The sequence below is a fragment of the Actinosynnema sp. NPDC050801 genome (assembly GCF_040673975.1).
Taxonomy (GTDB): Bacteria; Actinomycetota; Actinomycetes; order Mycobacteriales; family Pseudonocardiaceae; genus Actinosynnema.
This window is the reverse complement of sequence record NZ_JBFAQZ010000002.1, coordinates 378,327-404,552: the sequence shown is the minus strand read 5'-3', so window position 1 is coordinate 404,552 and position 26,226 is coordinate 378,327. Positions and strand designations below refer to the sequence as shown.

The window sequence follows — 26,226 nt, the reverse complement described above, 5'->3', positions numbered from 1 at the left end:
TGCGGGTGGCCCCGTGGACCGGGAGCGGCGTGCTGATCGGCTCGTGCCGTGCCGTCCCGCCGGGCAGCGACCGCCGGTCGCCCACGGTCACCGGGCTGCCACTTGTCGTCGCGGCACGTGGACGCCGTTGCGACCTACTCTGGTCCGGTGGGGATCGCGATCCTGTGCGCGCTGCTGGGAGCGGTGTTGAGCGCCGTGGGTGCCTCCCTGCAGTACGCCGGCGTCCGGGACGTCGGCGACCTCACGGTGCGGCGGTTCACCCGGTTGGCCGGTAACCGGCGGTGGCTGCTCGGCTTCTCGGTGCTGTTCGTCGCCGCCGTGCTGCAGGTCCTGGCCCTGGCGTTGGCGCCCGTGACGGTCGTGGCGCCGCTCGCCGTGCTGTCCCTGCCGATCATCGCGGCCATCGGCGTCCGGCACGTCACCAGGGGGTTCGCGGTCGCCGTGATGGCGGCGACGGGCGGGGTGGCCACGTTCGTCGCGATCGCCGCGCGTTCCGCGGTGACCGCGGACGTGCCGCCCGCGGTGGCGTTGCGGGCCGGTCAGGTGGTGGCCGCCGTGGTGTGCGTGTTCGTCCTCGTCGGCGCGCTCCGGAAGGGGACGGCGCGTGCCCTCGCGCTCGCCGCCGGCGCGGGCGCCGCGTACGGGCTGGTCGCGGTGCTGGTGCGGGACGTGGCGACCGCGCTGCCGCGGTTGCCGTGGGTATCGTTCACCGGGCTGGCGCTGGCGTTCCTGGTCGGCGCCTCGCTGATCCAACTGGGGTATGCCAGCGGGCCCGCGGACCTCGTGGTGGCGGGTCAGACGGTGATGAACCCGATCGTCGCGGCGTGGATCGGGATGGTGCTGCTCGACGAGACGCCCGGCGTCGGGCGCGGCACGCTGATCGCCCTGGTGACCAGCGCCGTCGTGTCGCTGAGCGGCATCGTCTTCATCGCGCGGTTCCACCGCCGTCGCCTGGCGGAGCAGGCCGCGGTCAGTCGGTGAGCACGACGTCCCGGTGGTAGCTCCCGTGGCGGGATCCCCACTCGTACTCGACGTACCGCGTCGGCGGGCGGTCGCCGACGGTCGGGTGCCGCGGACCGAAGGCCCGATCCGCCCGACCGCCACGCCTACCGGGCCCGCCGGCCCCTCGTCGGCGGGCCCGGCCAGGCCCACCCGACCCCGCCCGCCAAGCCTGCCCGCCGAACCCGCCCGCCAAGCCCGCCTGCCGAACCCGTCCGCGGACCGGGCCCGGCCAGGTCCGTCCGGCGAAGTCCGCGTCCGGTCAGCCCGGGTCCATCCCGCCGTCGCCCGCCCGGCCCTCGGGTGTCGACTCGTCCGGTGTCGTGGCGGAGGAACCCTGCTGCTCGTCGGCGAACGTCGGCCGCGAGTGCTCGTCGGCGAAGTCCGGCTCCTCCTCCATGGCGGCCGCGGTGACGGGGTCGGGTTCCGGAGTGCTCACGTGTGCCGTCCTTCCCCGGAGCGCCCCGGGTCCACCGGACCAGGCCCTCCGAACGGGTGATGCCAGCCATGGTGTATCCCTTCGGGGGCAGCCCAAACCAGCAGGGGAGATCGTGCGCATCGGTGTGTTCTACGACGGAACGTGGTTCGCGTACCTGAGCGATTTCTACGCGACCGCGCACCCGCGGGCGGCCCGGATCGCGCTCGACGGCTTCCACGACGCCCTGCGCTGGCACCTCCACACCGTGACCGGGCGCGCGTTGGACGAGTGCGTGGTGCACGAGGCGCACTACGTGCGCGGCCGCATCGACACCCCGGCCAGGTCCTTCGACGCCGCCCTGGCCGGCGCCGGGGTCGTCCGGCACGACCTCCCGCTGCACGGCGGCAAGGAGAAGGGCGCCGACGTCCACTTCGCGCTCGAAGTGTGGGAGCGCGCCACCACCGCGCCGCTGGACTGGGTCGTACTGGTCACCGGCGACGCCGACTTCACCCCGCTCGCCACCCGCCTGAGGGCTCGTGACGTGGGCGTGGTCGTGCCGGTGGTCGACATCCGGGCGGCTCCGGGCGCACCGCCGCCCTCGTGGACACCGCGCACCGCCGCGCCGCTGCGGGCCGCAGCGACCCTGACGCCCGGGTTCGACGACCTGTTCGCGCCCGCCGACCGCCCGGACTACCCGCTCGCGCGTCCCTTCGTGCGGTCGAGCGAGGCCGTGGCCTCCCCCGTCGGCTCGCCGCGCGGCCGCCGTCGTGGCACCGTGACCGGGTGGCGGTCCGGGCAGGCGCACGGGTTCATCACCGACACGCGCGGCGGCTCGTGGTTCGCCTCCCGGGACGACCTGCCCGACGGGTGGACCACGCTGCCCACCGGGACGCCGGTGTCGTTCACCGGATCGCCCATGCCGGCACCGGGCCACAAGTACCCGCGCGCGCAGGCCATCCAGCCCGAGTGACCGGATCGCCACGCCCGGCGGGCGCCGCTAGGCGTTGCCGCACAGCCCTTCGAACACCTCCCGCGCCTCACCACCGGGCCTGATGCCGAGGTCGGCGTCGAGCACCCGCCACAGCCGGCGGTAGACGCCGATCGCGCCCACCCGGTCGCCCAGGTGCGCCAACGCGCGCATCAGCAGCACCTGCAACGACTCGCGGGTGGGGTGGGCGGACGCGTGCGGCGCCAGCAGGTCGGCCGCCTCCTCCCACGCCCCGAGCGCGACCTTCGCGGTCGCCAGGTGCTCCACGGCGGCCAGTCGGCGTTCGCGCCACAACGCCGCGACCGCCGTCGCCGGTCCGGACGGCACCAGCCCCATTAGGCCGTCGACCGGCCACCCGGCCAGCGCGGCGGTCAACGCGGGGACCGCGCCCCTCGGGTCGCCCTGCCGCAGGGAGGTCGTGCCGCACCGGAGGAACTCCCCCGCGCACAGCACGTCCACCGCCTCCACGGGCACGTCCAGGCGGTAGCCGTGGCCGACGTGGACGAGCAGGCGCGACAGGCCGGCGTTCGCGGTGTCGAGGCAACGGCGCAGCCGGGACGCGTACAGCTGGAGGTTCTTGAGCGCGCTGCGCGGTGGTTCCCGCTCCCACAGGTAGTCCATCAGGCGTTCGGTGGACACGGCCGAGCCGGCGTCCAACGCGAGCGCGGCCAACAACGTCCGGGTCTTCACACCGCCCGGCACCACGTGCGGGCCGTCCGGTCCGCTCACCGCCGGACCGCCCCACAGCCGGATGCGGATCGCCTGCCGCGCACGCGACGCCGAACAGATCGACACCCCGGATCTCGCCACGTCCCAACCCCCATCAGTCACCACACACGGTAGGTCGTACCCCGAGGTACGCGGCGGGAGGCCGAATGCCGGGGACCGCTGGGCGCGGCAACGCATACCGGACGTATACCGCCAGGTGGGAGCGTGCGCCTCGACACCCGCCCCGTGGGGAGGAACCCGATGGCACCGCCGCTTTTGATTCGGAGACCCGCAACGCCACCGGCGCCGCGGTCCGGTCACCGCGGCGGGTCCGGGGACGATCCCGGGACGGGCACGTCGGCACCAACCCCGACGCGGCGGACGGCACGGGGCGCGCACCGCCCGTTCCGCGCCGCCGCACCACTCCCCGAAAGGACGTGAAACCGATGGACCTGACCTTCGACGACTCGGAGCTCGACCTCGGCGATCTGGCCGTCACCGCGATGCGTGACGCCGTCGCGCTGCCGGAGACCGGCGCCTCGACGGCGGCGTGCTCGTGCAGCAGCACCTCGTGCTGTTGCTGCCAGCAGCCGCACCTGCCGACGGTGCCCAACTAGGTCCGAGCCGAGCCGGGAGCGTCCGCGCGCGGGCGCTCCCGGCCCACACCACCCACGGGAGCACCGGATGGCCAGTGACCGCACCACGACCGAGCTCGCGCCGTACGCGCTGGTCCGGGTCGCCGCGCTGCCGCACCCCCGGCCCGTCTCCTCGGACTTCCGCGCCCACCTGGACGCGGTCGTCGCGGCCGAGTCCCGGATCGCGGCACGGGCGCCGGAGCTGGCCGACGCCCTGCACGACAGCGCCGCCGGTCATCCGGCCGAGTTCCACCGGCGGGTCGTGCTGCCGCTGCGCCGTGACGTGCACAACGGCCGCGCGCCACGACCGGCGGTGGTGGCGGAACTGGGCACGCTGCCGGAGCGGGTGCCGCTGCTGGCGCGCTGGCTGACCGCGCACGAAGAGCTGGCGCGGTCGGCGGAGGCGGCCCTGGCGGCGTGGCCGGACGCCCTGGCCCGGTCCCGCGCGTGGCTGGCCGAGGTCTGCGCGACCGACGAGCTGCGCCGCGCGAGCGTGCTGACCGGCCCCGACCTGCTGCACGGACTGGACCGCACCGCGCGGGGTGGCGGGGCGCCCGACCGCAAGGCGCGCAAGGCCGAACCGACGGTGCTGCGGTACGCGTTGCGCGCGACGTCCAAGACCAGTCCCCTGTCCTGGTACACGCACGTCGGGTGGGGCACGTGGGGCGAAGGACCGTGGCCCGCGGTCGAGCCGGTGTCGCGCCCGGCGGTGCACCGCGTGCTGGTGAGCAGGCTGGTCGACGCCTTGGGCGCCGAGCTGCCGCACCGGCTCGCACCGGGTCTGCGCGAACGTGACGGGCGCCTGCTGTTCCGCCGGGACACCCCGGTCGACGGCACCGGTCGCGCCGTCGTGGTCCGGGAGGAGGAGGTGGACGTCGCGGCGACGCGCCCCCTGCGGTTCGTGGTCGAGCTCGTCCGGTCGGCCGGCGCCGGAGGGCTGCCACCGGACCGGATCGCCGCGGCGCTGGCGGCGAAGCTGGCCACCGCCGACGCGGACCGGGCGGCCCTCGGGTTCGTGGCCAGGACCCGCGAGCTGGGGCTGCTCGTGCCGGTGTCCCCGATCCACCCGCAGGACCCGGACGCGGTGGGTTCGCTGGCCTCCTGGCTGGCGCCGACCGACGCCGACACCGCCCGCCGGCTGACCGCGCTCGCCACGACCACCGCCGCGTTCGCCACCACCGACCCGCCGGCCCGCGTGGCCGTGCTCGCCGAGCTCGCGGAGGGCTGGCGGGAACTCGGCGAGCGGGTCGGCGCGGACCTGACCGGCGTCACGCCGGTGGTGGAGGACGTGGTGCTGCCCGAACCGGTGCCCGTGCCGCCCGGCGCGGTGCCCGCGTTGACCCGCCTCACCCCGCTGCTGGTGGCGTTCGACCAGCACGTGCTGCTGCGCCGGCTGATCCGGACCCGGTTCGTGGAGCGGTTCGGCGAGGGCGGTGTCGCCGCGCCGGCCGACTGCGCCGAGCCGCTGTCGCGGGCGTGGCAGGAGTCCATGGACCCCTACGGCGTGGACGACCCCGGTGTCCGTGCCGTCCTCGACGCCCGGGACAAGCTCGCCGGGCAGGTGCACGACGGCGCGGTCACCGACGAGGTGCTGGAGTCCGCGGCCGACCTGCTGCCCGGGTGGGCGACCCGCCGCACCGGCTCGTACGGCTTCTTCGCCCAGCCGACCCACGACGGGCGGCTCGTGGTCAACCACGTCTACGCCGGGTTCGGCAAGTTCACCAGCCGCTTCCTCGACCTGCTGCCGGGCGCGCGCGAGGCGGTGACCCGGCAGGTGCGCCGGCACACGACCAACCCGGTGCAGTTCCGCCCGGTGCACGGGTTCAACGCCAACCTCCACCCCCTGCTCGGTGCGCGCGAGGTCGGCGAGGACGCCCGCTGGGCCGACCTGGCCGCCGACGAGCTGGACGTGCGGCACGACCCGGTCACCGACGAGATCCGGGTGACGCACCTCGGCGTCCCGCTCGACGTGCTGTACCTGGGTTTCCTGATCCCGGTGGCGTTGCCGGACCGGCAGGTGCCGCTGTACTCCGACCTCGCCTGCGGGTGGGTGGACCTGGACCGGTTGCGCACCGCGACGACGCACGGCGACGTGACCGCCCGGGGGCGCCTGACCTACGGGGACGTCGTGCTGGCACGCCGGTCCTGGGACTTCACCGTGCCGCCACCGGTCGGCGCGGAGCAGGACGCCGCGCTCGACGTGGCGCGGTTGCGCGCCCGGCTCGGGTTGCCCGAGCACGTCTTCGTCGGGCCCGACCGGGGACCGGAGACCGTCGACGCCTACCGGCGCGCGCTCACCGCGGGCAAGCCGCAGTACGCGGACCTGGGCGACCCGCTGCACCTGCGGTCGCTGCCACGCCTGCTGGCCCGGTTCCCGGACGGCGTGCGGCTCACCGAGGCGCTGCCCGTGCCCGGCGCCGGGTCGCCGGGTGACCGGGTGGTCGAACTGATCGCGGAAACGTACTGGAGGGCCTCGTGACCGACGTCGTCTGCTACTACCACAACCCGGTGAAGGCGCCCCTGCTCCGCGATGCCGTGCTGCCGGCGCTCGCCGAGGCGGAGAGCGCCGGCGCGACCGGGCACGTGGAGCGGCACTGGTTGCACGGGCCGCACGTGCGGGTGCGGCTCGACGGCCCGGCCGAGGCCGCCGAGCTCGTCGCGTCCCGGCTGCGCGCCCACCTCGACACCCGCCCGTCCACTGTGGACTTCACGCCGGCGGACCTGCTGGCACAGGCGCGGCGCAACGGGATCGCCGAGCTCGTGCCGCCGCCGTACGAGCCGATCCACCCGGACAACACCGTGGTCGTCGAGCCGACGGACGTCACGGCGCTGCGGCAGCTGCTGGGTTCCGACGAGCTGGTGGACCTGCGCTCGCGGTGCCTGCGGCTCGGCGTGCCCGCGATCGGCGACGCCGTGGCCGTGGACGGCACGAGCCAGTCGCGGGTCCGGCTCGCCATGGTGGCGATGACGGCGCACGCGAGCCGGTTCCCGGCGGGTCTGGTCAACGGCTACCACTCGTTCCTGTCGCACCTGGAGGGCTTCCTGCTGCACAGCGATCCGGACGGCGTGCTGCGCGGCCGGTTCGACGGCGTGTGGGAGCGCAACGCCGACCAGGCCGTGGACACCGTCCGGGGTGTCGCCGAGGGCTCGGAGACCACGTCGTGGGTGACGTGGACCGACGGCGTCCGGGCGCTGGTGGAGGAGGCGTTCGACCGCGGCGAGCTGTCCACCACCTACTCGGCGCAACTCGGCGAGCGCGCCCTGGCGATGGGCGAGGAGGAGGCGATCCGGCGCTGGCACCGCGACCACACCGACCGCGTCAGCGACTACCACGCCCGGTTGCGGGAGGTCGACTTCGACCACCCGCGCTACCAGCGCCCGGTCACCGTGTACCGCTTCGGCACCAACCTGCTCTACCAGTTGCTGGCGGTGTGCGACGTGACGCCCGTGGAGCGCTACCTCGCCGCGAGCCTCGTGGTGCGGGCGGTGCAGCGGATCACCGGTGTCGAGTGGCCGGAGCACGTCGCGCAGATGGTGCAGGTGTCCCGATGAGCGGGGTGCTGCTGCGGCTGCGCCCGATCGTGCACGCGACTCCCACCGCGACCGGCCTGCACGTGCGGGGGTGGCGTTCCAGCTTCACGCTGGACGGCGGCAAGGGCCTGTGGACGATCTGGGAGCGCTTGGCCGGACCGCTGGCCGCGGGCGTGCCGCCCGAGCAGTTGGCGGTGCCGGAGAACGCGCCCGCCGCGGTGGCCCGGGCGCTGGAGCTGCTGATCGGCCAGTTGCGCGAGCACGACATGCTGGTGGAGTCACCGGCCGACTGGGGTGGCGCACCGCCGCCCGCGGACATCGCGAGCTGGCTGGACTCCGTTGCGGCGTCGCCGTTGGAGGCTTGGCGGCGGCTGCGGTCGGTGACCGTCTCGGTGGTCGGTGAGGGCGCGTTGGCCGCCGCGGCCCACCGCGCCCTCGCCGCGGCCGGCCTGGAGGTCGGGCCGGTTCGACCGGGTGCGGGGCTGCTCCTCACCGCCGGGGCGCACGCGGTCGCGGCCGGGTGCGCGGCCGACGTCGGTTTCGCGGTCGCGCCGGGTGCGGTCGCCGACGTGGAGGCCGACGCGGGCGCGGTGGCGGACCGGTTGGCCGGTGCGCCGGGCGAGCCGCCGGAGGTGTTGGCCGCGCTGGTCGGGTCGGCCGCGGCGCACCGGCTCGTGTGCGCGTTGGGCGGGCTGCCCGACCCGTCCACGGAGGTGGTCGACATGTGGAGCGACGTGCCGCCTACCGGACCGCCGCACCAGGCCGTCCTGGTGGCCCGCGTCGACCCGCTGCACGCCGAGTACCACCCGTGGCTGTCGGAGGTCCGCCCGCGGGAGCCGAGCGGTTCGCTGCTGGAGGTGTTGGGCGACCGGGAGTTGGGGCCGGTGGCCACGCCGTTGCCGGGTGGGCTGCCGCAGCTGCCGGTGAAGCTGGCCGCGTCCGGTGACGTGGTCGGCTTCGGCACCACCGAGCACGCCGCCCGGTTGGACGCGCTGCTCCGCGCCGCGCGTGGCCTTGCACCGGATGGCGTGGTGGTCGGCGCGGACCGGGTGCACGCGCTCGGCCTGGCCCTGCGCACGGCGGTCCGGCGGCTCGGCGGCACGGCGGTCGCCGAGCAGGAGTGGTCCGCCGACCCCACCGCCCGCCGCTGGTGGAAGGCCGTGACGCTGCGGTTCGCCCTGCCGGCCGCGGTGGAGGTGACCAGGCTCGGCCCGCACGTGGTGCGCGCGGTGGTGCGCGCGGCCGGCGAGGAACTGTCCTGGGCGGTCGAGGCGGACCCGGCCGACGCGGTCGCCTTCGCCGCCCTGGCCGCCGCCGGACTGGCACAGGCCGGGCTCGCGGCCGGACGGCCCACGGCCGAACCTCCCGTTCGCCCAGCGCCGAGCGGGCAGACGCCGGCACGGGTCGTCGAACCCGTCGTACTCTCCGGCGCGGCGCCGTTCGCGGAGCCCGACGGCGCCGCCGCGCCGTGGACCAACCGGGACTGGCACTGGCCGTACGGGTTGCGCGATCGCGAGGACGCGTTCCAGGACGAGCTGCGGGCACTCGCGGTCGAGGTGAAGCCGGTGCACCTCGGGCCGGTGCTGGAGGCCGCCGGGCTGGTGGCGTTCGCGGTGCCGGAGGACGGGCGATGACCGTGCGGGTGGTGGAACTGGCCGACTACGCGATCGGCGACCTGGCCGGGATCGGCGCGGACGGTCCCGTGCTGCCGGTGCGGTTCGACGGCGCGCTGGTGCTGATCGGCCCGGTGTCGGGCGGGGTGTGCGTGGGCTGCGCCGAGGACGCCCGCCTCGCCACGCTCGGCGCGTCGGTGCCGCGCGGTGATCAGCGGATGCGGGTGGGAGGGCTGGCCTCCCCGGCGCTGCGCCCGTTGATCTCCGCGCTGGTCGACCGCGTGCTGGCCGACCCGGAGTCCCACCGCGACGTGGTCCTGGCGGTGCGCACCGACCTGGCGACGGTCGGCGAGCACCGGGTCCGGACCCGGTCCGGTGGTTGCGCGACGTGCGGCCCGATCCCCGACGACTCCGCGCGGGCGGCGACGGTGGTCCGCGAGCCCGTGCCCGTGGTGCCCGGCACGCTGCGCGGCCCGAACCCGCTCACCGCCGGCGACGCCCTGCACCGCGAGCTGTTCGACCTGCGGCACGGCCCGGTCGGCGGGATGCACCGCATCGGCGACCTCACCGTGGCCGCCGTCAGTGCCGAGCTGGTATCCGGGCATGAACTGGTCGGCGGCCAGGCCGGGTTCGGTCGCACCGCCGACTACGCCGAGGCCGAACGCGTCGCGCTGTACGAAGCGGTGGAACGCCACGCGGGCCTGCGACCCCGGCGCGTGACCACGGTCCTGGAAGCGTCCTACGCCGAACTCGGCGACCGTGCGCTGGACCCCACCCGCCTCGGCCTGCCCGACCACGAGTCGCCGCACGTCGTCCCGTTCCACCCCGACGTGCGGACCAGGTGGGTGCACGGCTGGTCCTACACGCGCGCCCGACCGGTCACGGTGCCCGAGCACGTGGCCTACTGGGGCACCTCGGCGGGGCCGCGGTTCGTCGACGAGACGTCCAACGGCTGCGGCACCGGCAACAGCCTCACCGAAGCGGTGCTCTACGGGTTGTTCGAGGTCGCCGAGCGGGACGCGTTCCTGATGGCCTGGTACGGCCGCGCCCGGCTGCCCCGGCTGCGCGCGCGCGACGAGGTCACCGCGCACATCGCGGACCGGCTGGAACAACTCGGCTTCCGCCTGGAGCTCTACGACGCCACCAACGACCTGGGCGTGCCGTCCGTGCTCTCACTGGCCCGCGCCGCGGATCCGGGTCTGCCGCAGGCTTTCTTCGCCGCCGGTGCCGGGCTCGACCCGGACGCGGCGATGCGCTCGGCGGCGGCCGAGGTCGCGATGGACGTGGAGGCGGGCGCCAAGCGCTACCGCACCGAACCCGGCGACTTCGACCCGGACCGGCTGCGGCGGCTGCTGCACGACCCGCGGCTGATCCGGAGCATGGACGACCACGTGAACGTCAACGGCCTGCCGGAAGCCGCCGAGCGGTACGACTTCCTGGACGCCGGCCCCGAGGTGGACCCGGTGGTCCCGGACGTGCCGCGCGACGACCTGGACGCGTTGCTGGAGCACTACGTGCGGCGGTGGGAGGAGTTGGACCTGGAGGTGATCGCGGTCGACCAGAGCGATCCGGCGGTGCGCGACCGGCTGGGCCTGCACTCGGCGAAGGTGATCGTCCCGGGCACCGTGCCGATGACGTTCGGAGAGCTGAACCGGCGCACGCACGGCCTGCCGCGGCTGCGCCTGGCCGGTCCACCGCTGCCCCACCCGTTCCCGTGAACGCGGAGTCCGCGGCCCTGGTCGCCGCCTACGCCCACGGACCCGGCCGGGTGGTCGAGCCCGGGACGTCGCCGCGCACGCCCGCGGCGGAGGGACCACGCGTGCCGCTGACGGCGTTGCGGGGCCGTTTCGGCACGGCGCTGGCACGGCTGCTGACCGACGTGGCGACACCGCTGCGGTGGGAACCGTGGAACCAGTACAACGACCACCGGGCGTACCCGTCGGCGCGGGCCGCCGCCACCGTCGACCTGGTGGTGGCCGTGGACGGGGAGCGCTGGCCCCTCGACCCCGTGCGGCGGGCGCTGGTCGGCGACCGGGCGCCGGTGGTCGACGGGCCGGTGCGGGTCGAGCTGGTCCGCCGCCGCGACCGGCTCTCCGCCGGGTACCGCGACTTCGGTGACGTGCTCACGGAACTGGAGGTGGGGCACGTCGCGGCGGCGTTGGTCGAGCACGCGGCACGGCTCGGTCTGGGCGCGCACGTCTCCGGGTTGACGGTCACCGTGACGTTCGGCGAGGTCGCCGACCCGCCTCCCGTGCCGCCGCGCGGTTCCGGGGTGGGTCCGCGCGGCATCGCCGCCGACCCCCGACCGATGCCCGCCGGTGTGCTGCACGCGGTCGTGGACGCCCTCGACCACCCGCCGGCGGGGTCGCCGGTGCGCGACGACCTGAGGCACCGACTGGCCGTGCGCAACGTCGAGAGCTTCGCCGACGGCTGGTACGCCGTGGCGGGCGGGTTGCGGCTGATCCGGCCGGGACCGGCTGTGCCCGACCTCCAGCCGGTGTTCGGGCACCCGCCCGGGACCATCCACGTCGCCTCGATGAACCTCGCGCTGGTAACGACCGGCGACCCGGCGGCGGCGGTGGCGTCCGACGGTCCGGACGGCTACCGGGCCCTGCTGCGCGCGGCCGGAGCGACCGCCCAGCACGTGTGCACGGCCGCCGCGGGCACCGGCGCGTTCTGCCGGCCGGCCCGCAGCGTCGACGACGGTCCGCTGGAGGCGCTGGTCGGCGCGCCCGCGTCGCACGCGCTGCTCTACCTGCTCGTGATCGGCCGCCCGCGCGGCACGGGCTTCACCTACGACCTCACGCCACTGGAGACGCGATGACGTGGACCAGCCTGCACGTCCGGCTGTCGTGGGCGGTCGAGGACGTCGACTCGTTCATCGCCGACGTCCTCGCGCCGGAACTGGCCGGCCGCCGGGCGGACGGGCAGTTCGCCGACTGGTTCTACGTGCGGTACTGGGAGGACGGCCCGCACCTGCGCATCCGGCTGCGGGACGCCACCGCGGACCTGACCGGCCCGCTGCGCGACCTGGTGGCGCGGGCGGACCACCCGGTGGTCGTGTCGTCGGACTCCTGGTTGCCGCACGGCGACGTCCGGGAGACGCCCTACGAGCCGGAGGTCGAGCGGTACGGCGGCGCCGCGGCGCTGCCGGTCGCCGAGGAGGTGTTCTGCCGCAGCACCGACGTCGCGGTCGCCGTGCTGCGGTCCGCCCGCGCGCCCGGCGCGAAGTTCACCGCCGCCGTGGAACTCGTGATGGCGACGACCATCGCGTTGAAGGTGGACCGGGTGGAGGCGGCGTCGTGGCTGCGGTCGCTGGCGACGGGGTGGCGGCAGGTGCGCGAGGCGGTCACCCCGCCCGGGCTCGCCTCGCACGACGCGGCACGGAGGCTGCACGAGGCCCGTGCGGCCCACCTCGCCGCCCGGTGGGACCGGCTCGAATCGCACGCCACGGGCGCGGTGGCGTACTGGGCCGACCAGGTGCGGACGGACCTGCCGCGGTACGTGTGGGCCTCGCAGCTGCACATGCTGTTCAACCGCCTCGGCCTCGACCCGGAGCAGGAGCGCACCGCGTGCCGGCTGGTAGCGATGACGGCCGAGGCCCCGGACGGGCGCACCCCGTTCCACGAGGACGGCGCGGCGGCGCCCGACCGGCGGTACCTGGCGGCCAGCAGGTTCCACCGGGGAGTCCTGGACCAGGGACCGCGCGACGCCGCCGTGACACCGACCGCGACGGCTCCGTGGTGGCAGGACGTGCCGCTGCCCGAGGGCGCGCCCGTGTCCGGTTCGCTGGCCGACGCCCTGCTGACCCGGCACACCGCGCGCGGCGCCGAGGTGTCCGGCCCGCTCGACGCCGGGCGGCTGGCGACCCTGCTGTGGACCGCGCAGGGCGCGCTCGCCGACGGGCGCAGGCCGTACCCGAGCGCGGGCGCGCGGCACAGCGCACGGCTGCGAGTGGTGGCGTGGCGGGTGACCGGCCTGGAGCCGGGGGTGTACGAGGTGGACGAGGTCCGGCGGACGCTGGTCCACGTCGCCGCCGCACCGCCGGCGGAGGACGTGCGCGGCACCTCGATGTACTTCGGTGCCGGGCCGGACCTGGTCGACCCGGCCGCGATGCCCGCGATGCTGGCGCTCTACACGCGGGTGGGAGCGCTGCGCGAGGCGTACGGCCTGCGGGCGCTGCGGTTGGCCTTCACCGAGGCGGGCCACCTGGCCCAGAACCTCGCGCTGGTCGCCGCGTCCTCGGGGCTGGCGCTGGGCCTGATCGGCGGGTTCTACGACGACGCGGCGCACGACGTGCTCTGCCTGGACGGCGTGCAGGACACGCTGGTCTACCTGATGCCGCTGTCCTCGGCAGGCTGACCGACCGTCCCACCAGGCGGGACCGCGCGGGAGACCGGACGCCGCGACCCGCACGGGGGTTCGTGATACCGCAGCGATAACGATCTTTGATCACCGTGGGAAATGGTGGGAGGCACACGGAGGTCTACGGAGGGACAGGGACATGGGGGCGAACGGGCCGCGGGGTGGCGGACGACCCGGCGACGTGGTCACGACGGTGGGGGTCGAGCACGTCCGGTTGAGCTACGAGTACCTCGACCGGCGGGACATGGACGGGTACGGCTCGTTGTTCGACGCCGACGCGGAGCTGCGCGCGCCGGGCGCCGGGGTGGTGCGCGGGCGGGCCCGGATCGAGTCCTACCAGGCCGAACGCGCGGTCGACGGTGACCGGCACGTGGTCGAGGAGGTGTTCTCCGCGCCGGGCCGGGTGGTCGTGGTCGGGCGGGTGACGGGCGCCGGGCGGGAGCTGGAGTTCGTCGACCTGTTCACGCTCACCGAGCACGGCCTGCTCCGGTCGCAGAAGTCGTTCTTCTTCGCGGCACCCGCCTGACGGCCCGGTGTCCCTCCGATCGACGTGCGCCGAATGACCGGTGCGAACCCGGCTTACGGGTGTGTGCGGCCGTGGTGACCACCGGTTATCTTCGTTTCGGGGATCGATGCAAGTGGGAGCAGCCCGTGGATTTCGGACCAGTCGGGTCGCAGCCCGTCCCGGTGTACCGGATCCTGGGGCCGCTGCACGTGGCAGCCGGACCCGACCGGGTCAGCCGGGTGCCGCCCGGTCGGCAGCAGATGGTGCTCGGCGCCCTGCTGCTCGACGCCAACCGGGTCGTGGGCATCGACCACCTCATCGACGCCGTGTGGGACGAGGCACCGCCCGCCACCGCACGCAGGCAGATCCAGATCTGCGTGTCCGCGCTGCGGGCGAACCTCGCGTCGATCGGGCGTGCCGAGGCGATCGTCACCCGCCCTCCCGGTTACCTGCTGCGGGTCGCGGACGGCGAGCTGGACGTGCAGGTGTTCGCGGCGCTGACCGCCGAGGGCGAGTCGCTGGCGCGGTCGGGCGATCCCAAGGCCGGGCTCGTGCTGCTGCGCCAGGCGCTCGCGCTGTGGCGCGGACCGGCGTTGGGCGGCACGGCGGGCAGCCGGTTGAGGGCGAAGGCCGCGAAGCTGGACGAGGACCGGCTCGCGGTGCTGGAGACGACGTTCGACCTGGAGCTCAACGCGGGCAGGCACCGCCGGCTCGTCGGCGAGATCAGCGCGCTGGTGGCGCAGCACCCGTTGCGGGAACGCTTACGGGGCCAGCTGATGCTCGCGCTGTACCGGTCGGGGCGGCAGGCGGAGGCGTTGGAGGCCTACCGGGCGACGCGGGAACTGCTGATCGACGAGTTGGGGCTGGAGCCGGGAGAGGACCTCCGCCGGCTGGAGACGGCGATCCTCGCGGGCGACCCGTCGCTGACCGTCGCCGCGGACGCGGGCGTGCCGCACCACGTGCAGCCGCGCCCACCGTCGGCTCCCCCGGCGGCCGCGACCGTCGTGCCGCTCCAGCTGCCCGCCGACATCGGCGAGTTCACCGGCCGGGCGCAACTGGTGGCGCAGGCCCGGGAGCTGCTGGCGCAGGGCGGCCTGGCGACCAGCGTGGTGGCGCTGGTCGGCAAGCCGGGCATCGGCAAGAGCGCGATCGCCGTGCACGTCGCCCACCTGCTGGTGGAGGACCACTTCCCGGACGGCCAGCTCTACTGCGACCTGGGCGGCACCCGTGAGCACCCGGCGAGCGCCGTCGACGTGCTGGGCCGGTTCCTGCGCGCGATGGGCATCCCCGGCACGTCCATCCCCGACGCCGAGGACGAGCGGGCCGAGATGTACCGGCAGCTGGTGGCGCGCAAGCGGATGCTCGTGGTGCTGGACGACGCGGCGACCGAGCGCCAGGTGCGGGCGCTGCTGCCGGGGAGCAGCTCGTGCTCGGTGGTCGTGACGAGCCGGACGCGCCTCACCGGCCTGCCGGGCGTGCGCGTGCTGGAGATCGACGTGCTCGACCACGACGACGCCCTGGGCATGCTCGCCACGGTCGTCGGCCGCGACCGGGTGGACGCCGAACCCGCGGCCGCCACGGCGCTCATCCGACTCGTCGGCTCCCTGCCGCTGGCGCTGCGCATCGTGGCCGCCCGCCTGGCCGCGCGGCCCAACTGGTCGCTGGCGTGGATGCTGGAACGGCTGTCCGACGAGCGCAGGCGGCTCGACGAGCTGGCGCACGGCGAGATGATGGTGCGCGCGAGCCTCGCCCTCACCTACGACGGCCTCCAGGTCGAGGCGCGCCGGTTGCTGCGGCTGCTCGGTTCGCTGGACGGGCTGAGCTTCCCGACCTGGGTCGCGGCGGCGCTGCTCGACGCGGACGTGTTCCTGGCCGCCGACCTGCTGGAGGGTCTGGTCGACGCGCAGATGCTGGAGGTCGTCGCGGTCGACGCGACCGGCAGCCCGCGCTACAAGTTCCACGAGCTCATCCGCCTGTTCGCGCGGGAGCAGCTGGAGCTCAACGAGGGCGACGAGGCGCGGCTGGTGGCGTTGCGGCGGGTCGTCGGCGGGTGGCTGGCGCTGGCGGGCGAGGCGCACGCGCGCGTCTACGGCGGCGACTTCACCTCGCTGCACGGCGACGCCGCGCGCTGGCTGCCGTCGCGGTCCCATGTGGACAGACTGCTCGCCGACCCGCTGCTGTGGCTGGAGACCGAGCACCCGAACCTGTGCTCGGCGGTCGAGGTGAGCGCCGCGGAAGGGCTGCACGAGGCGTCCTGGGACCTGGCCGTGACGCTGGTGACGTTGTTCGAGGCGCGGTGCTACTTCGCCGACTGGGAGCGCACGCACCAGCGGGCGCTGGTGGCGGCGCGCGCGGCGGGCAACACCCGCGGTGAGGCGGCGTTGCTGTGCTCGATGGCGTCGTTGCAGCTGTCGTGGTCGAGAGCCCGTGCGGCGCGGGAGCTGGTGGAGCCCGCGCTGCGCACGTTCGAGTCGCTGGGTGACGACCGGGGTGTGGCGCTGGCGCGGCGCAACCTGGCGCTGGTGCACCACCGGCTCGGCGACCTGGACAACGCCACGCCGCTGTACCTGGCCGCGCTGGACGGGTTCCGCGAGTCCGGCGACCCGGTCGGGCAGGCGTGGGTGCTGGCGCAGGTCGCGCAGATCGACCTGGAGAACGGCGACCAGGAGCGGGCCGCCGACCGGCTGTACGAGGCGCTGGACATCTGCCGTCGCTTCGGCAACCAGCGGGTGGAGGTGCAGGTCCGCTACCGGTTGAGCGACCTGATGGTCCGGCAGGGACGGCACGGTGAGGCGGAGGAGGCGTTGACCGAGCTGCTCGCGGCGGTCCGCGCGTCCGGTGACACCGTCGGCGAGGCGCGGGTGCTGCACAAGCTGGCGGTGGTGAAGGGGGCGCTGGCGGACCCGGAGGCCGCGGAGGGCCTGTTGCGGGAGGCGCTGGAGGTGCGGGAGCGGGCCATGGACCACGGTGGCGCCGCGGAGACGCGGGCCGAACTGGCGGTCGTGCTGGCCGACCGGGGTGACCGGGCCGCGGCGGTGAGCCTGCTGGGCCGGGCGATCTCGACGTTCGCGGAGCGCAACATGGGCGCCGCGAGGCTGCGTGCGCAGCAGGTCCTGGAGCGGATCCGGACCGGCTGACTCAGCTCGCGGTCGGGCCCCAGGGCGTGTCGTCACCGGTCGGACCCCACGGGGTGTCGTCGCCGGTCGGGCCCCACGGGGTGTCGTCACCAGTCGGGCCCCAGGGCGTGTCGTCCGATGTGGTGCTCGCCGACGTGCCGTCGGACGTCGGGCCCCAGGGGGTGTCGTCGCCGGTCGGGCCCCAGGGGGTGTCGTCGGCGGCGGTCACCGCGGCGGTGGCGGTGGTGACGTCGGCGGTCGCGGCGTGGGCGGCGGTCGCGGCGACCACGGGCGCCAAGAGGATCGCGGCGGTGACGGCGGTGGCGGCGAGGACGCGGTCGATGCGCATTGTCGTGCTCCCTTTTCCTGGCGGTCGGTGTGGTGGTCCGTGGTGCTGGAACCGACATTAGGAATGCGGGGCATTGCCGAATTATCGCGCGACGAACGCCCGCGAAACCTCGGTTTCGCGGCACGCGCACTCCCGCGATAACGGCGCGATACCGGCGTGACGATGCTGGACAAGGAACCACCGGGAGCACCCCTCTTCGCAGGTCGAAGCGGGTTTACCGGGACAACGCCTGTCAGCGCAGCACGACCTCATCGCCACCGGAGTGGGCATGGACGGGAATTTGATGTACGGGCAATTCGGCGATCTGCTCAAAAAACACCGGATGAAGCGTGGAGCGACTCAGCGACAACTGGCCGACCTGTCCACCATCAGCGTCCGGGCCATTCGCGACCTGGAGGCCGGGCGGGCGAGCCGGCCGCGCCGCGACACCGTGCGGCTCATCGCCGAGGGGTTGCGGCTCAGCGGGCGCGAGCTGACCACGTTCGAGGCCGCGGCCATGCGGTCGCGCGGCGGCGTGGAGATCGACCTGGCACCCGACCTGACGGCCGTGCCGCCGCCCGCCGCGCTGGACGTGCTCGTCGGCCGGGACACCGAGGTCGCCTCGCTGCTCGCGCTGCTCGGTGAGGGTGGCGCTCGGCTGGTCGCGGTGACCGGTCTGCCCGGCGTCGGCAAGACCCGGCTGGTCGTGGAGGTCGCGGGGCGGCTGCACGAGTCCCGCTCGGCCCGCGTGCTGTGGGACGCGGCGACCGCACCCGCGCCCGGCGGCGACGCGGCACGGCTGCGGCTGCTGGTGCACTCGGCGTTGGCCGTCGCGGAGGACGGCGAGGGCTGGGAGGCGTTGGCGACGCTCATCGGCGACCGGGAGGCCGTGCTCGTGCTCGACGGCCACGACCCGGCGTGGCCCGACCCGGACCGGGCGCTGGCGCTGCTGCACCACTGCCGCCGGTTGCGGCTGCTGCGCACCACGCGCGGTTCCCGCCCGATACCCGGCGAACGCGTCGTCCCGCTGCACCCCCTGACCCCGGAGCACGCCACACGCCTGCTCGGCCGGCTCGCGGGCCACGTGCCACCCGGCTCGCCCGCGCCCGCCCTGGTCGAGGTGGCCACCCGCCTCGACGGCCTGCCCGGCGCGCTGGAGGCGGCAGCGTCCTGGCTGGTGGTGCACCGCCCCGACGAGCTGCTGGAGCTCGTGCGCGCCGACCCGTTGGGCGTGGTCGCCGACCGGCTGCCCGACCTGCGGGACGCCCTCCGGCACGCGCTGTCTGAAGTGGACGACGCGGCGCTGGACGCGCTCGCGGCGGTCGACGGCGACTGGTCGGTGGCGGACGCGGCGCGGCTGACCCGGGTCGCGCCGGTGGCCTGCGCGCGGCTCGTCCGGCACCTGCTGCTGCTCGGCCTGGTGCGCCCGGTCGGCGACGACCGGTTCCGCGTGCTGGCCCTGGCCCGCGCCCTAACTGCCTCCCGGCTGCCGCTCGGGCTGCCGCTCGACGCGACGCGCGACTCCTAGTTTCGGCGTCAACGACCACCCTGCGACCGAGGGAGTGCCATGGACCTGGTGGAGAACGACGCCGGACTCGACATCGTGGTGACGAGCCTCGCGTCCGACGCGCACACGTGGAACCTGGTGTTCCTCCAACTCGTGCTGGAGGAGCTGGGCCACCGGGTGGTCAACCTCGGCGCGTGCGTCCCGGACGAACTGCTGGTGTCGGAGTGCGCCCGGCACGCGCCGGACCTGGTCGTCGTCAGCAGCGTCAACGGGCACGGCTTCCACGAGGCCAAGCGCGTGATCGGGCGGCTGCGCGCCGTGCCGGGCCTGGCCGCGACCACCGTGGTCGTCGGCGGCAAGCTCGGCATCGACGGGCCCGGCGGGCGCGAACGTGCCGCCACGCTCACCGCCGCCGGGTACGACGCGGTGTTCGAGGACGCCGGGAGCGTGGCCGCGTTCCGCGCGTTCCTCGACCGCTTGCCCGTGGGCGTGCGGTCATGAGCGACGGGTCGTTCGGCGGGTTCGTGGCGCGGGCCGCGGCCGACGGCGAGCTGGTCGTGCAGCCCCGCATGGGCGTCGGCGACCCGGCGGCCATGCGCGCCGGGCTCGCGGCGGTCCGCGCGGCCGGCGTGCGGGCGGTCGGCACGATCACGCTCGACAGCTTCACCCGCGTCGGCGACCACGACGCGGTGCGCGCCGCGCTCGCGGCCGGCGACGCCCTCAACGGCTACCCGATCGTGGCCTACCCGCCGCGGACCACGCGGGACGTGCTGCGCGGCGTGGCCGGTGACGCGTTCCCGGTGCAGGTGCGGCACGGCTCGGCCCGGCCGCAGGACATCGTGGTGGCGCTGCTCGACGCCGGGCTGCACGCCACCGAGGGCGGTCCGCTGTCGTACTGCCTGCCCTACAGCCGGGTACCGGTGGCCGAGGCGGTGCGCGCGTGGGCCGAGTCGTGCCTGCTGCTCGCCGAGCTGCGGGACCGGGGCGGCCGGCCGCACCTGGAGTCGTTCGGCGGCTGCATGATGGGCCAGCTGTGCCCGCCGGGCCTCCTGGTGGCGATCAGCGTGCTGGAGGCGTTGTTCTTCCGCCGGCACGGCCTCGACAGCGTGTCGTTGAGCTACGCGCAGCAGACCCACGCCGGGCAGGACGCCGAGGCGGTGCTGGCGTTGCGCACGCTGGCCGCCGAGCACCTGTCCGATGTGGACTGGCACGTGGTGCTCTACACCTACATGGGCGTCTTCCCCCGCACCCGGCGGGGCGCGTCGGCGCTGCTCGAACAGGCCGCCGAGCTGGCCGTGCGCACCGGGGCCGAACGCCTGATCGTCAAGACCACGGCCGAGGCGCACCGCATCCCCACGGTCGAGGAGAACGTGACGGCGTTGCGCACCGCGAGCCGTGCGGCGGCGCGGGCGGCACGCGGCGGGACCAACGCCGTGCCGCCGGAGGACAGCGGCGTGCTCGCGGAGGCCCGCGCGATCGTCGAGGCGGTGCTCGACCTCGCCCCGGACCTCGGTGTCGCGCTGGTCCGCGCGGTCGAACGCGGCTACCTGGACGTGCCGTACTGCCTGCACCCCGACAACGCGGGCCGCACCAGGGCGGTGGTCGACCGGACCGGGCGCCTGCGCTGGTCGCGCACCGGTTCGCTGCCGCTGGCCGGCGTCGTGGGTGCCACCGCCGGCCCGGGGGCGACCGGCGCCGAGATCACCTCGACGGAACTGCTGCGTTCGCTGTCGCACGTCGAGCGGACGTTCGACGACGCCGCCCTGGACCGGGTCGGCGCACACCCGATCGGCTCCGGCTGAGCACACCGCACCACCCGCCACACCCACCGAAGGAGCGAGAGCGACATGGACACCACGAGCGCCGCCGACGCGGCCACCCCGCGGCCGGCGACCCCGCTGCCCGGGAGCCCGCGCGAGCACCTGTCGTCACCCACGACGCGTGCGGTCCTGCGGCTCCAGCACACCGTGCTGGACGCGGCCCGGGAACACCTGGGCGCCGCGGGCTTCACCGAGCTGCTGCCGCCGATCATCGGTCCCGTCACCGACCCCGGCGCCCGCGGCGCGAAACAGGTCGACGTGGACTACTACGGCCACCGGTACAAGCTGATGACCAGCGCGATCCTCTACAAGCAGGCGTCGCTGACGGCGTTCGACCGCATCTTCTGCATCGCGCCCAACGTGCGGTTGGAACCGCTGGAGACCAGCTCCACGAGCCGCCACCTCGCCGAGTTCCACCAGATCGACGTGGAGGTCGCGGGCGCCTCGCGCGACGACGCGATGGCGGTGGCCGAGGGCCTGGTCGCGCACGTCGTGCGGCGCGTCGTGGAGCGGTCGGCCGGGGAACTGGAGGTCCTCGGGCGCGACCCCGACGCGTTCGCCGACCTGCTGTCCGGTGAGCCGTTCGAGCGGCGCTCCCACACCACCGCCGTCGCCGACCTGCACGGCCTGGGTCACGAGCAGAACCCCCACGCCGAGATCGACTGGGCGGGTGAGGCGATGCTGTCGGCGAAGTCCAGCAGGCCGTTCTTCCTCACCGACTACCCGAAGGGCTCGCGCGGCTTCTACGACAAGGAGAACCCGGCGCGACCGGGGCACCTGCTGAACTTCGACCTGCTCGCCCCCGAGGGGTACGGCGAGCTGTGCAGCGGCAGCGAGCGCGAGCACGAGTACGGCGCGATCATCGCGCGGATGCGGGAGACCGGCGAGAACCCCGCCAAGTACGGCTGGTACCTGAAGATGGTGCGCGAGGGGGTGCCCGGCAGCGCGGGCTTCGGCATCGGTTTGGAGCGGTTGACCCGGTACATCGCGGGCCTGGAGTCGGTGTGGCAGGCCAGCGCCTTCCCGAAGGTGCCCGGGGTGGTGTCGCCGTGAGCGGGTTGAGCGCGGGTGCGTTCCCCGAGGCGGCGGTGCGCGAACGGGCCAGGGTCGGCGCGGGCGCGGCGTTCCCGGCGCTGGAGGACTACGGGCGGGCGCTGTTCGGCGCGCCCGAGGCCGGACCGCAGGGGGACGAGCTGGACGCGGCACGGCTGGTGCCGCCGGTGTTCGTGCCCGAGCGGTTGGAGAAGCTGATCGACCTGGCCCGCGAGCCGTTGCACGGCGACGTGGACCTGGGCGCGGTGATCGGCGGCTTCCGCTCGCCGCTGCCGCTGTACCTGTCGGCGTTCGGGTCGACCCAGGTGGCCAGCGCCGACCTGGGGCGGGCGGCGAGCGCGCAGGCCGGTGCGCTGGGCGTGCCGATGGTGATCGGCGAGAACGTCGTGCCGGTCAACGGGTACGGCCGGTTGACCGGCGGTGGTGGGCGCTCGTTGCTGGGTCGGATCGAGGCGTACGCGCAGGCCGTGCCGGACGGGTCGGGCGGTGTGGTCGTGCAGCAGAGCACGGAGGACGCCGACGCGGAGGTGTGGAACCTCGTCTACAGCGACCCGTCGGCGCGTCCGCTGCTGGACTCCGGGAGGCTCGGGTTCGAGCTGAAGGTGGGTCAGGGCGCGAAACCGGGGCTGGGCGGGTTGACCGTGGTCGACTCGGCGGACGCCGACCGGTTGTCGGACCAGTTCGTGCTGGAGCCGGTGTTCGGCGCAGGGTCCGGGCGGGTGTTGCGGTGCGCGAGCCCGGGGACGTTCACCGAGGAGATCCTGCGCCAGCAGATCCGGTTGATGCGCAACAACTTCCCGCGTGCGCGGGTGTGGGTGAAGCTGCCGCCCGGCCGTGACGTCTCGGTGGCGGCGGCGGTGGCGTGGGAGGCCGGTGCCGACGCGGTGACCGTGGACGGCGCGGAGGGTGGCAGCGGGTGGGCGCCCACGTCGTTCCTGTCGGGTGTGGGGCTGCCGTTGGCCGAGTGCTTGCGCCGGATCGGCGGGCCGGCCGGGTGCCTGCTCGTGTCGGGCCGGGTGTGGGAGGGGTTGCGCGCGGCGAAGTGCCTGGCGGCGGGCGCCCGGGCGGTGGGGCTGGGGCGGGCGGCGTTGATCGCGGTGGACGAGGACCCCGAGGCCGGGCTCAGGCGGCTGGTCGAGTGCCTGGCACTGGAGCTGCGGCTGCTTATCAGCGCACTGGGCAAGTACCGCGTTGCGGCGCTGGCACCGGAGGACCTGTGGTCACCGACCGGCTGGACGGTGCCCGCGCGCACCCCGGCAGGGGCGGTGACCCGGTGACCGCCACCCGGCATGGGGTCGGGGCAACCCGCGGCACGGCCCCAGCAACGGACAGGGGCGGTGACCAGGTAACCGGGCGCGGGACTGCGGCGAGCCGCCACGCGGCTGCGGCCGCCACCCACAGGGGCAGTGCCCCGGAGACCGCCACCGGGCACGGGGTCGCGGTGATTCGCTGGGCGGCTGCGGCAACGGACAGGGGCGGTGATGCGGTGACCGCCGGCCGGCATGGGGTCGGGGCGACCCGCGGCGCGGCCCCGGCCACCGGCAGCTTGATCGGCGGCGCCCGGCGCGCGAGCCTCGCACCCTTGACGGCGGTGGCGTTATGACCGCGCCCGCCCGGACCCGGCGCGGCCCGCTGTCGGTTTCCTACCTGACCTTCGTGTCCGCCACCGGCCTGTCCTCGCTCGGTGACGCGGCGTGGATGTTGGCCCTCACCACCACCCTCATCGGCGTGTCCAGCGCCACCACCGCCGGGCTCCTGGTCGCGTTGGCCGGTGTGCCGCGGGTGATCGCGCTGCTCGGCGGCGGGGTCGCGGCGGACCGGTACGGGCCGGTGCGGGTGATGGTGTGGGCGGACCTGTTGCGCTGCGCGGTGATGGTGGTGGCGGCGGGCGTGGTGTTGGCGGTCGAGCCGACCGCCGCCGTGCTGGCCGTCGTGGCGGCGGCGTTGACCGTGCTCGGCGCGTTCTTCGTCCCCGCCTCGGGCGCGCTGCGGCCGTTGCTGTTGCCGCAGGAGCACCTCGTGCGCGGCAACGCGCTCTACCTGATCGGGCTGCGCGCCGGTCAGGCCGCGGGTGGTCCGGTCGGCGCGGCGCTGCTGGGCTTGGGCGGGGTGGCGGCGGTGGCGGCGGCCAACGCCGCGAGTTTCCTGGTGTCCGCGGCGGCGGTGGCGCGCAGTCGACCGGAAGGCCACGTGCCCCAGGTCGACCGCGTCGCCGTGCGCACGCGGATCGCCGAAGGGCTGCGGCACGTCGCCGGCGACCCGACGTTGCGGACCCTCGTGCTGGTGGTGGGACTGGTGGAGCTGGCGGCGGCGGGGCCGGTGAACATCGGGCTCGTGCTGCTGGCCCACTCGATCGGCGCGGGCAACGCGGGCGCGGGCCTCCTGCTCACCGCGTTCACGGTGGGCGCGACGCTGGCGTTCCTGCTCACCCTGGTGCGCCCGGTCGGCCGTCGCGCGGGGACCGTGCTGGTGCTGGGCGTGTGCGCGCAGGCCGTGGTGCTGGGTGCGTTGGGCGTGCTGGGCACGCTGCCGGCGTTGCTCGGCGGCTACGGCGTGCTCGGCCTGCTCACCGCGCTCTCCGGGGTCGTGCTGACCTCCCTGATCCAACGCCGCACACCCGCGGCGGTGCGCGGTCGGGTCATGTCGATCATGTCGCTGGTGGTGTTCGGCGCGCCCCTGCTGGGCAACGCCGTCATCGGCGCGTCCATCGACCTGTTGGGCCTGACCGCAACGATGGCGCTGCACGGCCTGTCGGCCGTCGTGGCGGTGTGCGTGTACGCGTCCTCACCTGCCCTGAGGGGAGCCCGCCTTGACTGAGACGACCGCGGCGCGGTGGCCGTCGCTGACCGACCTGCGCTCACGCCTGACCGGCGGTGCGCTGACCGCCGGCGACCTGCTGTCGGTCTGCCTGCACCGGATCGGGGAGGTCGACCCGCTCGTGCGCGCGGTCCTGGCGCTCGACCCGACGGCACACGACCAGGCCCGCGAGAGCGACTCGCGGATCGCCGCCGGCCGGGCCCGCCCGTTGGAGGGCGTGCCCGTGCTGGTCAAGGACAACATCGACACGGCCGGGCTGGCGACCACCGCCGGGTCACGGCTGCTGGCCGGCACGCCGCCGCGCCGGGATGCCGACGTGGTGGTCCGGTTGCGCCGGACCGGTGCGGTGGTGGTGGGCAAGGCGAACCTCTCGGAGTGGGGCAACTTCCGCTCCACCGGCGGCGTCGAGGGCTGGTCGGCGGTCGGCGGGCAGACCCGCAACCCGCACGTGCTCGACCACAGCCCCGGCGGGTCGTCGTCCGGGTCGGCGGTCGCGGTGGCGGCGGGCATGGTCCCGCTGGCGCTGGGCACGGAGACCGACGGCTCGATCGTCGTTCCCGCCGCGCTCAACGGGGTGGTGGGCGTGAAACCGGCCCTCGGCCTGCTTCCAGGGCGGGGGATCGTGCCCGTGTCACGCGTGCAGGACGCGGTGGGCGTGCTGGCGCCGAGCGTCGCCGACGCGGCCACCTCCCTCGCGGCGTTGACCGGCGGACCGGCGGTGCGGGCCATCCCGGCGCACGGGCTGAGGCTCGGCCTGTGGCACGGGCGGCGGATGAACGACGCCGTGCTGTCCGAAGTGGACCGGGTGGCCGAGCGGCTGCGCGCCGCCGGGGTCGTCGTGGTGCCGGTCGAACTGCCCTGGGACGCCCCGCCGCTGATCGCCGGGATGGACGCGCTGCTCGCCGAGTTCCGGATCGGGCTGGAGGGTTACCTCACCGCGCGCGGCGGACCGGTGACGTCGCTCGCCGACGTGCTGGAGGGCAACCGGAACGACCCCGTCGAGCTCAGCCTGTTCGGCCAGGACGTGCTGGAACGCGCCGCCGAGGTCACCGACGAGCAGCTCGCCGAGGCGGCGGCCAAGCGGGCGCGGGCGCGGTGGTGGGCGCGGGACGCGATCGGCGCGGTGCTGGCCGACCACGCGCTGGCCGGGATCGTCGCGCCGACGACCGAACCGGCGTGGCGGCTGTCACCGGAAGGCGACCCGTTGACGCGCAACACGTCCACGATCCCGGCGATGGCGGGCGTGCCGAACGTGACGGTGCCGACCGGGTTCCTCGGCCGCCTGCCGTTCGGGGTGTCGGTGTTCGGGCCGCGGGACACGTTCGAGGCGCTGACGCTCGCCGCGACGGTGGAGGCGGTCTGCGGGGAGCGGCGGGAGCCCCGCTTCCTGGAGGGCTGAAGGCGCACGACCGCGACGGGGTCGGCACGACGGGAGCTTCCCGGCCGTGCCGACCCCGTCGCCGTCTTCGGGGCGGGTCCGGGATCTGCCGCCTAGCTGCCGCCCGCACTGCCGGAACCGCCCCCGTGCCGCCCCTAGCGTTCCCCTTGCAGCGAAACCGTTGTCCCGCAAGGACGAGTTGTCCCGCAACGACGAGGAGCCCACGATGACGAACCCCTTCGACAACCAGGACGGCGAGTTTCTCGTCCTCGTCAACGACGAGGGCCAGCACTCGCTGTGGCCCGGCGACATCGCCGTGCCCGCCGGGTGGGACGTCACCCACGGCCCGGACACCCGCGCCGCGTGCCTGGAGCACATCGAGACCACCTGGACCGACCTGCGCCCGGCGAGCCTCGCCGCCCTGCGCGGCTGACGACACCACGAC

22 protein-coding genes are annotated in these 26,226 nt (G+C 75.1%); 19 read left to right on the top strand and 3 right to left on the bottom strand.

The genetic code is table 11. The features are described 5' to 3' along the window. Positions 1-147: 147 nt before the first annotated feature. Positions 148-981 carry a hypothetical protein gene (locus AB0K14_RS06415; protein ID WP_360448183.1) on the top strand — a complete coding sequence of 278 codons (834 nt, stop codon included), beginning with the start codon at positions 148-150 and terminating at the stop codon, positions 979-981. A gap of 280 nt (positions 982-1,261) precedes the next feature. On the opposite strand, the gene AB0K14_RS06410 is transcribed toward AB0K14_RS06415, so the two are convergent. After that, complete coding sequence (locus tag AB0K14_RS06410) at positions 1,262-1,438, bottom strand: hypothetical protein (protein WP_360448180.1); 177 nt, start codon at positions 1,436-1,438, stop codon at positions 1,262-1,264. 112 nt (positions 1,439-1,550) lie between these two features. Here AB0K14_RS06410 and AB0K14_RS06405 point away from each other — a divergent pair, with 112 nt between their 5' ends. After that, positions 1,551-2,387: an NYN domain-containing protein gene (locus AB0K14_RS06405; RefSeq protein ID WP_360448178.1), complete on the top strand. Its 837-nt coding sequence runs from the start codon at positions 1,551-1,553 to the stop codon at positions 2,385-2,387. A gap of 27 nt (positions 2,388-2,414) precedes the next feature. Here the strand turns inward: AB0K14_RS06405 and AB0K14_RS06400 are convergent, their stop codons facing one another. Then, on the bottom strand, positions 2,415-3,215 hold the full coding sequence (locus AB0K14_RS06400; protein ID WP_360448176.1) for a BTAD domain-containing putative transcriptional regulator: 801 nt from the start codon (positions 3,213-3,215) through the stop codon (positions 2,415-2,417). Positions 3,216-3,559: 344 nt separating this feature from the next. Here AB0K14_RS06400 and AB0K14_RS06395 point away from each other — a divergent pair, with 344 nt between their 5' ends. The 9 genes from AB0K14_RS06395 (at position 3,560) to AB0K14_RS06355 (ending at position 16,899) form a co-directional block, all read left to right on the top strand. Continuing rightward, entirely contained in the window at positions 3,560-3,730 is a 171-nt protein-coding gene (locus AB0K14_RS06395) for a thiazolylpeptide-type bacteriocin (RefSeq protein ID WP_360448173.1), read from the top strand. 67 nt (positions 3,731-3,797) lie between these two features. Further along, positions 3,798-6,227 carry a lantibiotic dehydratase gene (locus AB0K14_RS06390; RefSeq protein ID WP_360448170.1) on the top strand — a complete coding sequence of 810 codons (2,430 nt, stop codon included), beginning with the start codon at positions 3,798-3,800 and terminating at the stop codon, positions 6,225-6,227. Then, a complete protein-coding gene (locus tag AB0K14_RS06385; RefSeq protein WP_360448167.1) occupies positions 6,224-7,300 on the top strand; it encodes a hypothetical protein in 1,077 nt (358 codons plus the stop codon). The genes AB0K14_RS06390 and AB0K14_RS06385 overlap by 4 nt, the downstream gene beginning before the upstream one ends. Next, positions 7,297-8,913 carry a hypothetical protein gene (locus tag AB0K14_RS06380; protein WP_360448165.1) on the top strand — a complete coding sequence of 539 codons (1,617 nt, stop codon included), beginning with the start codon at positions 7,297-7,299 and terminating at the stop codon, positions 8,911-8,913. The genes AB0K14_RS06385 and AB0K14_RS06380 overlap by 4 nt, the downstream gene beginning before the upstream one ends. Continuing rightward, the gene (locus AB0K14_RS06375; protein WP_360448162.1) at positions 8,910-10,610 is read left to right on the top strand and encodes a YcaO-like family protein; all 1,701 of its coding nucleotides are present in this window, start codon (positions 8,910-8,912) and stop codon (positions 10,608-10,610) included. Before AB0K14_RS06380 ends, AB0K14_RS06375 begins: the two co-directional genes overlap by 4 nt. Next, on the top strand, positions 10,607-11,716 hold the full coding sequence (locus tag AB0K14_RS06370; protein WP_360448159.1) for a hypothetical protein: 1,110 nt from the start codon (positions 10,607-10,609) through the stop codon (positions 11,714-11,716). Before AB0K14_RS06375 ends, AB0K14_RS06370 begins: the two co-directional genes overlap by 4 nt. Beyond that, positions 11,713-13,254 (top strand): thiopeptide-type bacteriocin biosynthesis protein, encoded by a 1,542-nt coding sequence (locus AB0K14_RS06365; protein ID WP_360448157.1) that lies wholly within the window; start codon positions 11,713-11,715, stop codon positions 13,252-13,254. Before AB0K14_RS06370 ends, AB0K14_RS06365 begins: the two co-directional genes overlap by 4 nt. Before the next feature lie 142 nt (positions 13,255-13,396). Then, on the top strand, positions 13,397-13,783 hold the full coding sequence (locus AB0K14_RS06360; RefSeq protein ID WP_360448154.1) for a nuclear transport factor 2 family protein: 387 nt from the start codon (positions 13,397-13,399) through the stop codon (positions 13,781-13,783). A gap of 125 nt (positions 13,784-13,908) precedes the next feature. Beyond that, positions 13,909-16,899, top strand: a complete 2,991-nt coding sequence (locus AB0K14_RS06355) for a BTAD domain-containing putative transcriptional regulator (protein ID WP_360448151.1) — start codon at positions 13,909-13,911, stop codon at positions 16,897-16,899. 1 nt (position 16,900) lies between these two features. Here AB0K14_RS06355 and AB0K14_RS06350 read toward each other — a convergent pair whose 3' ends face one another. Continuing rightward, entirely contained in the window at positions 16,901-17,227 is a 327-nt protein-coding gene (locus AB0K14_RS06350; protein ID WP_360448148.1) for a hypothetical protein, read from the bottom strand. Positions 17,228-17,495: 268 nt separating this feature from the next. On the opposite strand from AB0K14_RS06350, the gene AB0K14_RS06345 reads away from it, so the two are divergent. From AB0K14_RS06345 to AB0K14_RS06310, 8 genes are all read left to right on the top strand, one after another. Beyond that, on the top strand, positions 17,496-18,734 hold the full coding sequence (locus AB0K14_RS06345; protein WP_360448145.1) for a helix-turn-helix domain-containing protein: 1,239 nt from the start codon (positions 17,496-17,498) through the stop codon (positions 18,732-18,734). 39 nt (positions 18,735-18,773) lie between these two features. Continuing rightward, the gene (locus AB0K14_RS06340) at positions 18,774-19,214 is read left to right on the top strand and encodes a cobalamin-dependent protein (protein ID WP_360448142.1); all 441 of its coding nucleotides are present in this window, start codon (positions 18,774-18,776) and stop codon (positions 19,212-19,214) included. Continuing rightward, complete coding sequence (locus AB0K14_RS06335; protein WP_360448139.1) at positions 19,211-20,515, top strand: methylaspartate mutase; 1,305 nt, start codon at positions 19,211-19,213, stop codon at positions 20,513-20,515. Before AB0K14_RS06340 ends, AB0K14_RS06335 begins: the two co-directional genes overlap by 4 nt. A 45-nt stretch (positions 20,516-20,560) precedes the next feature. Next, the gene (locus tag AB0K14_RS06330) at positions 20,561-21,586 is read left to right on the top strand and encodes an asparagine synthetase A (RefSeq protein ID WP_360448137.1); all 1,026 of its coding nucleotides are present in this window, start codon (positions 20,561-20,563) and stop codon (positions 21,584-21,586) included. Further along, the gene (locus AB0K14_RS06325; RefSeq protein ID WP_360448134.1) at positions 21,583-22,863 is read left to right on the top strand and encodes a glutamate synthase-related protein; all 1,281 of its coding nucleotides are present in this window, start codon (positions 21,583-21,585) and stop codon (positions 22,861-22,863) included. Before AB0K14_RS06330 ends, AB0K14_RS06325 begins: the two co-directional genes overlap by 4 nt. 322 nt (positions 22,864-23,185) lie before the next feature. Further along, complete coding sequence (locus tag AB0K14_RS06320) at positions 23,186-24,403, top strand: MFS transporter (protein WP_360448131.1); 1,218 nt, start codon at positions 23,186-23,188, stop codon at positions 24,401-24,403. After that, positions 24,396-25,802 carry an amidase family protein gene (locus tag AB0K14_RS06315; protein WP_360448128.1) on the top strand — a complete coding sequence of 469 codons (1,407 nt, stop codon included), beginning with the start codon at positions 24,396-24,398 and terminating at the stop codon, positions 25,800-25,802. Before AB0K14_RS06320 ends, AB0K14_RS06315 begins: the two co-directional genes overlap by 8 nt. A 205-nt stretch (positions 25,803-26,007) precedes the next feature. Then, positions 26,008-26,214 (top strand): MbtH family protein, encoded by a 207-nt coding sequence (locus AB0K14_RS06310; RefSeq protein WP_360448125.1) that lies wholly within the window; start codon positions 26,008-26,010, stop codon positions 26,212-26,214. The last annotated feature ends 12 nt before the right edge of the window (positions 26,215-26,226 follow it).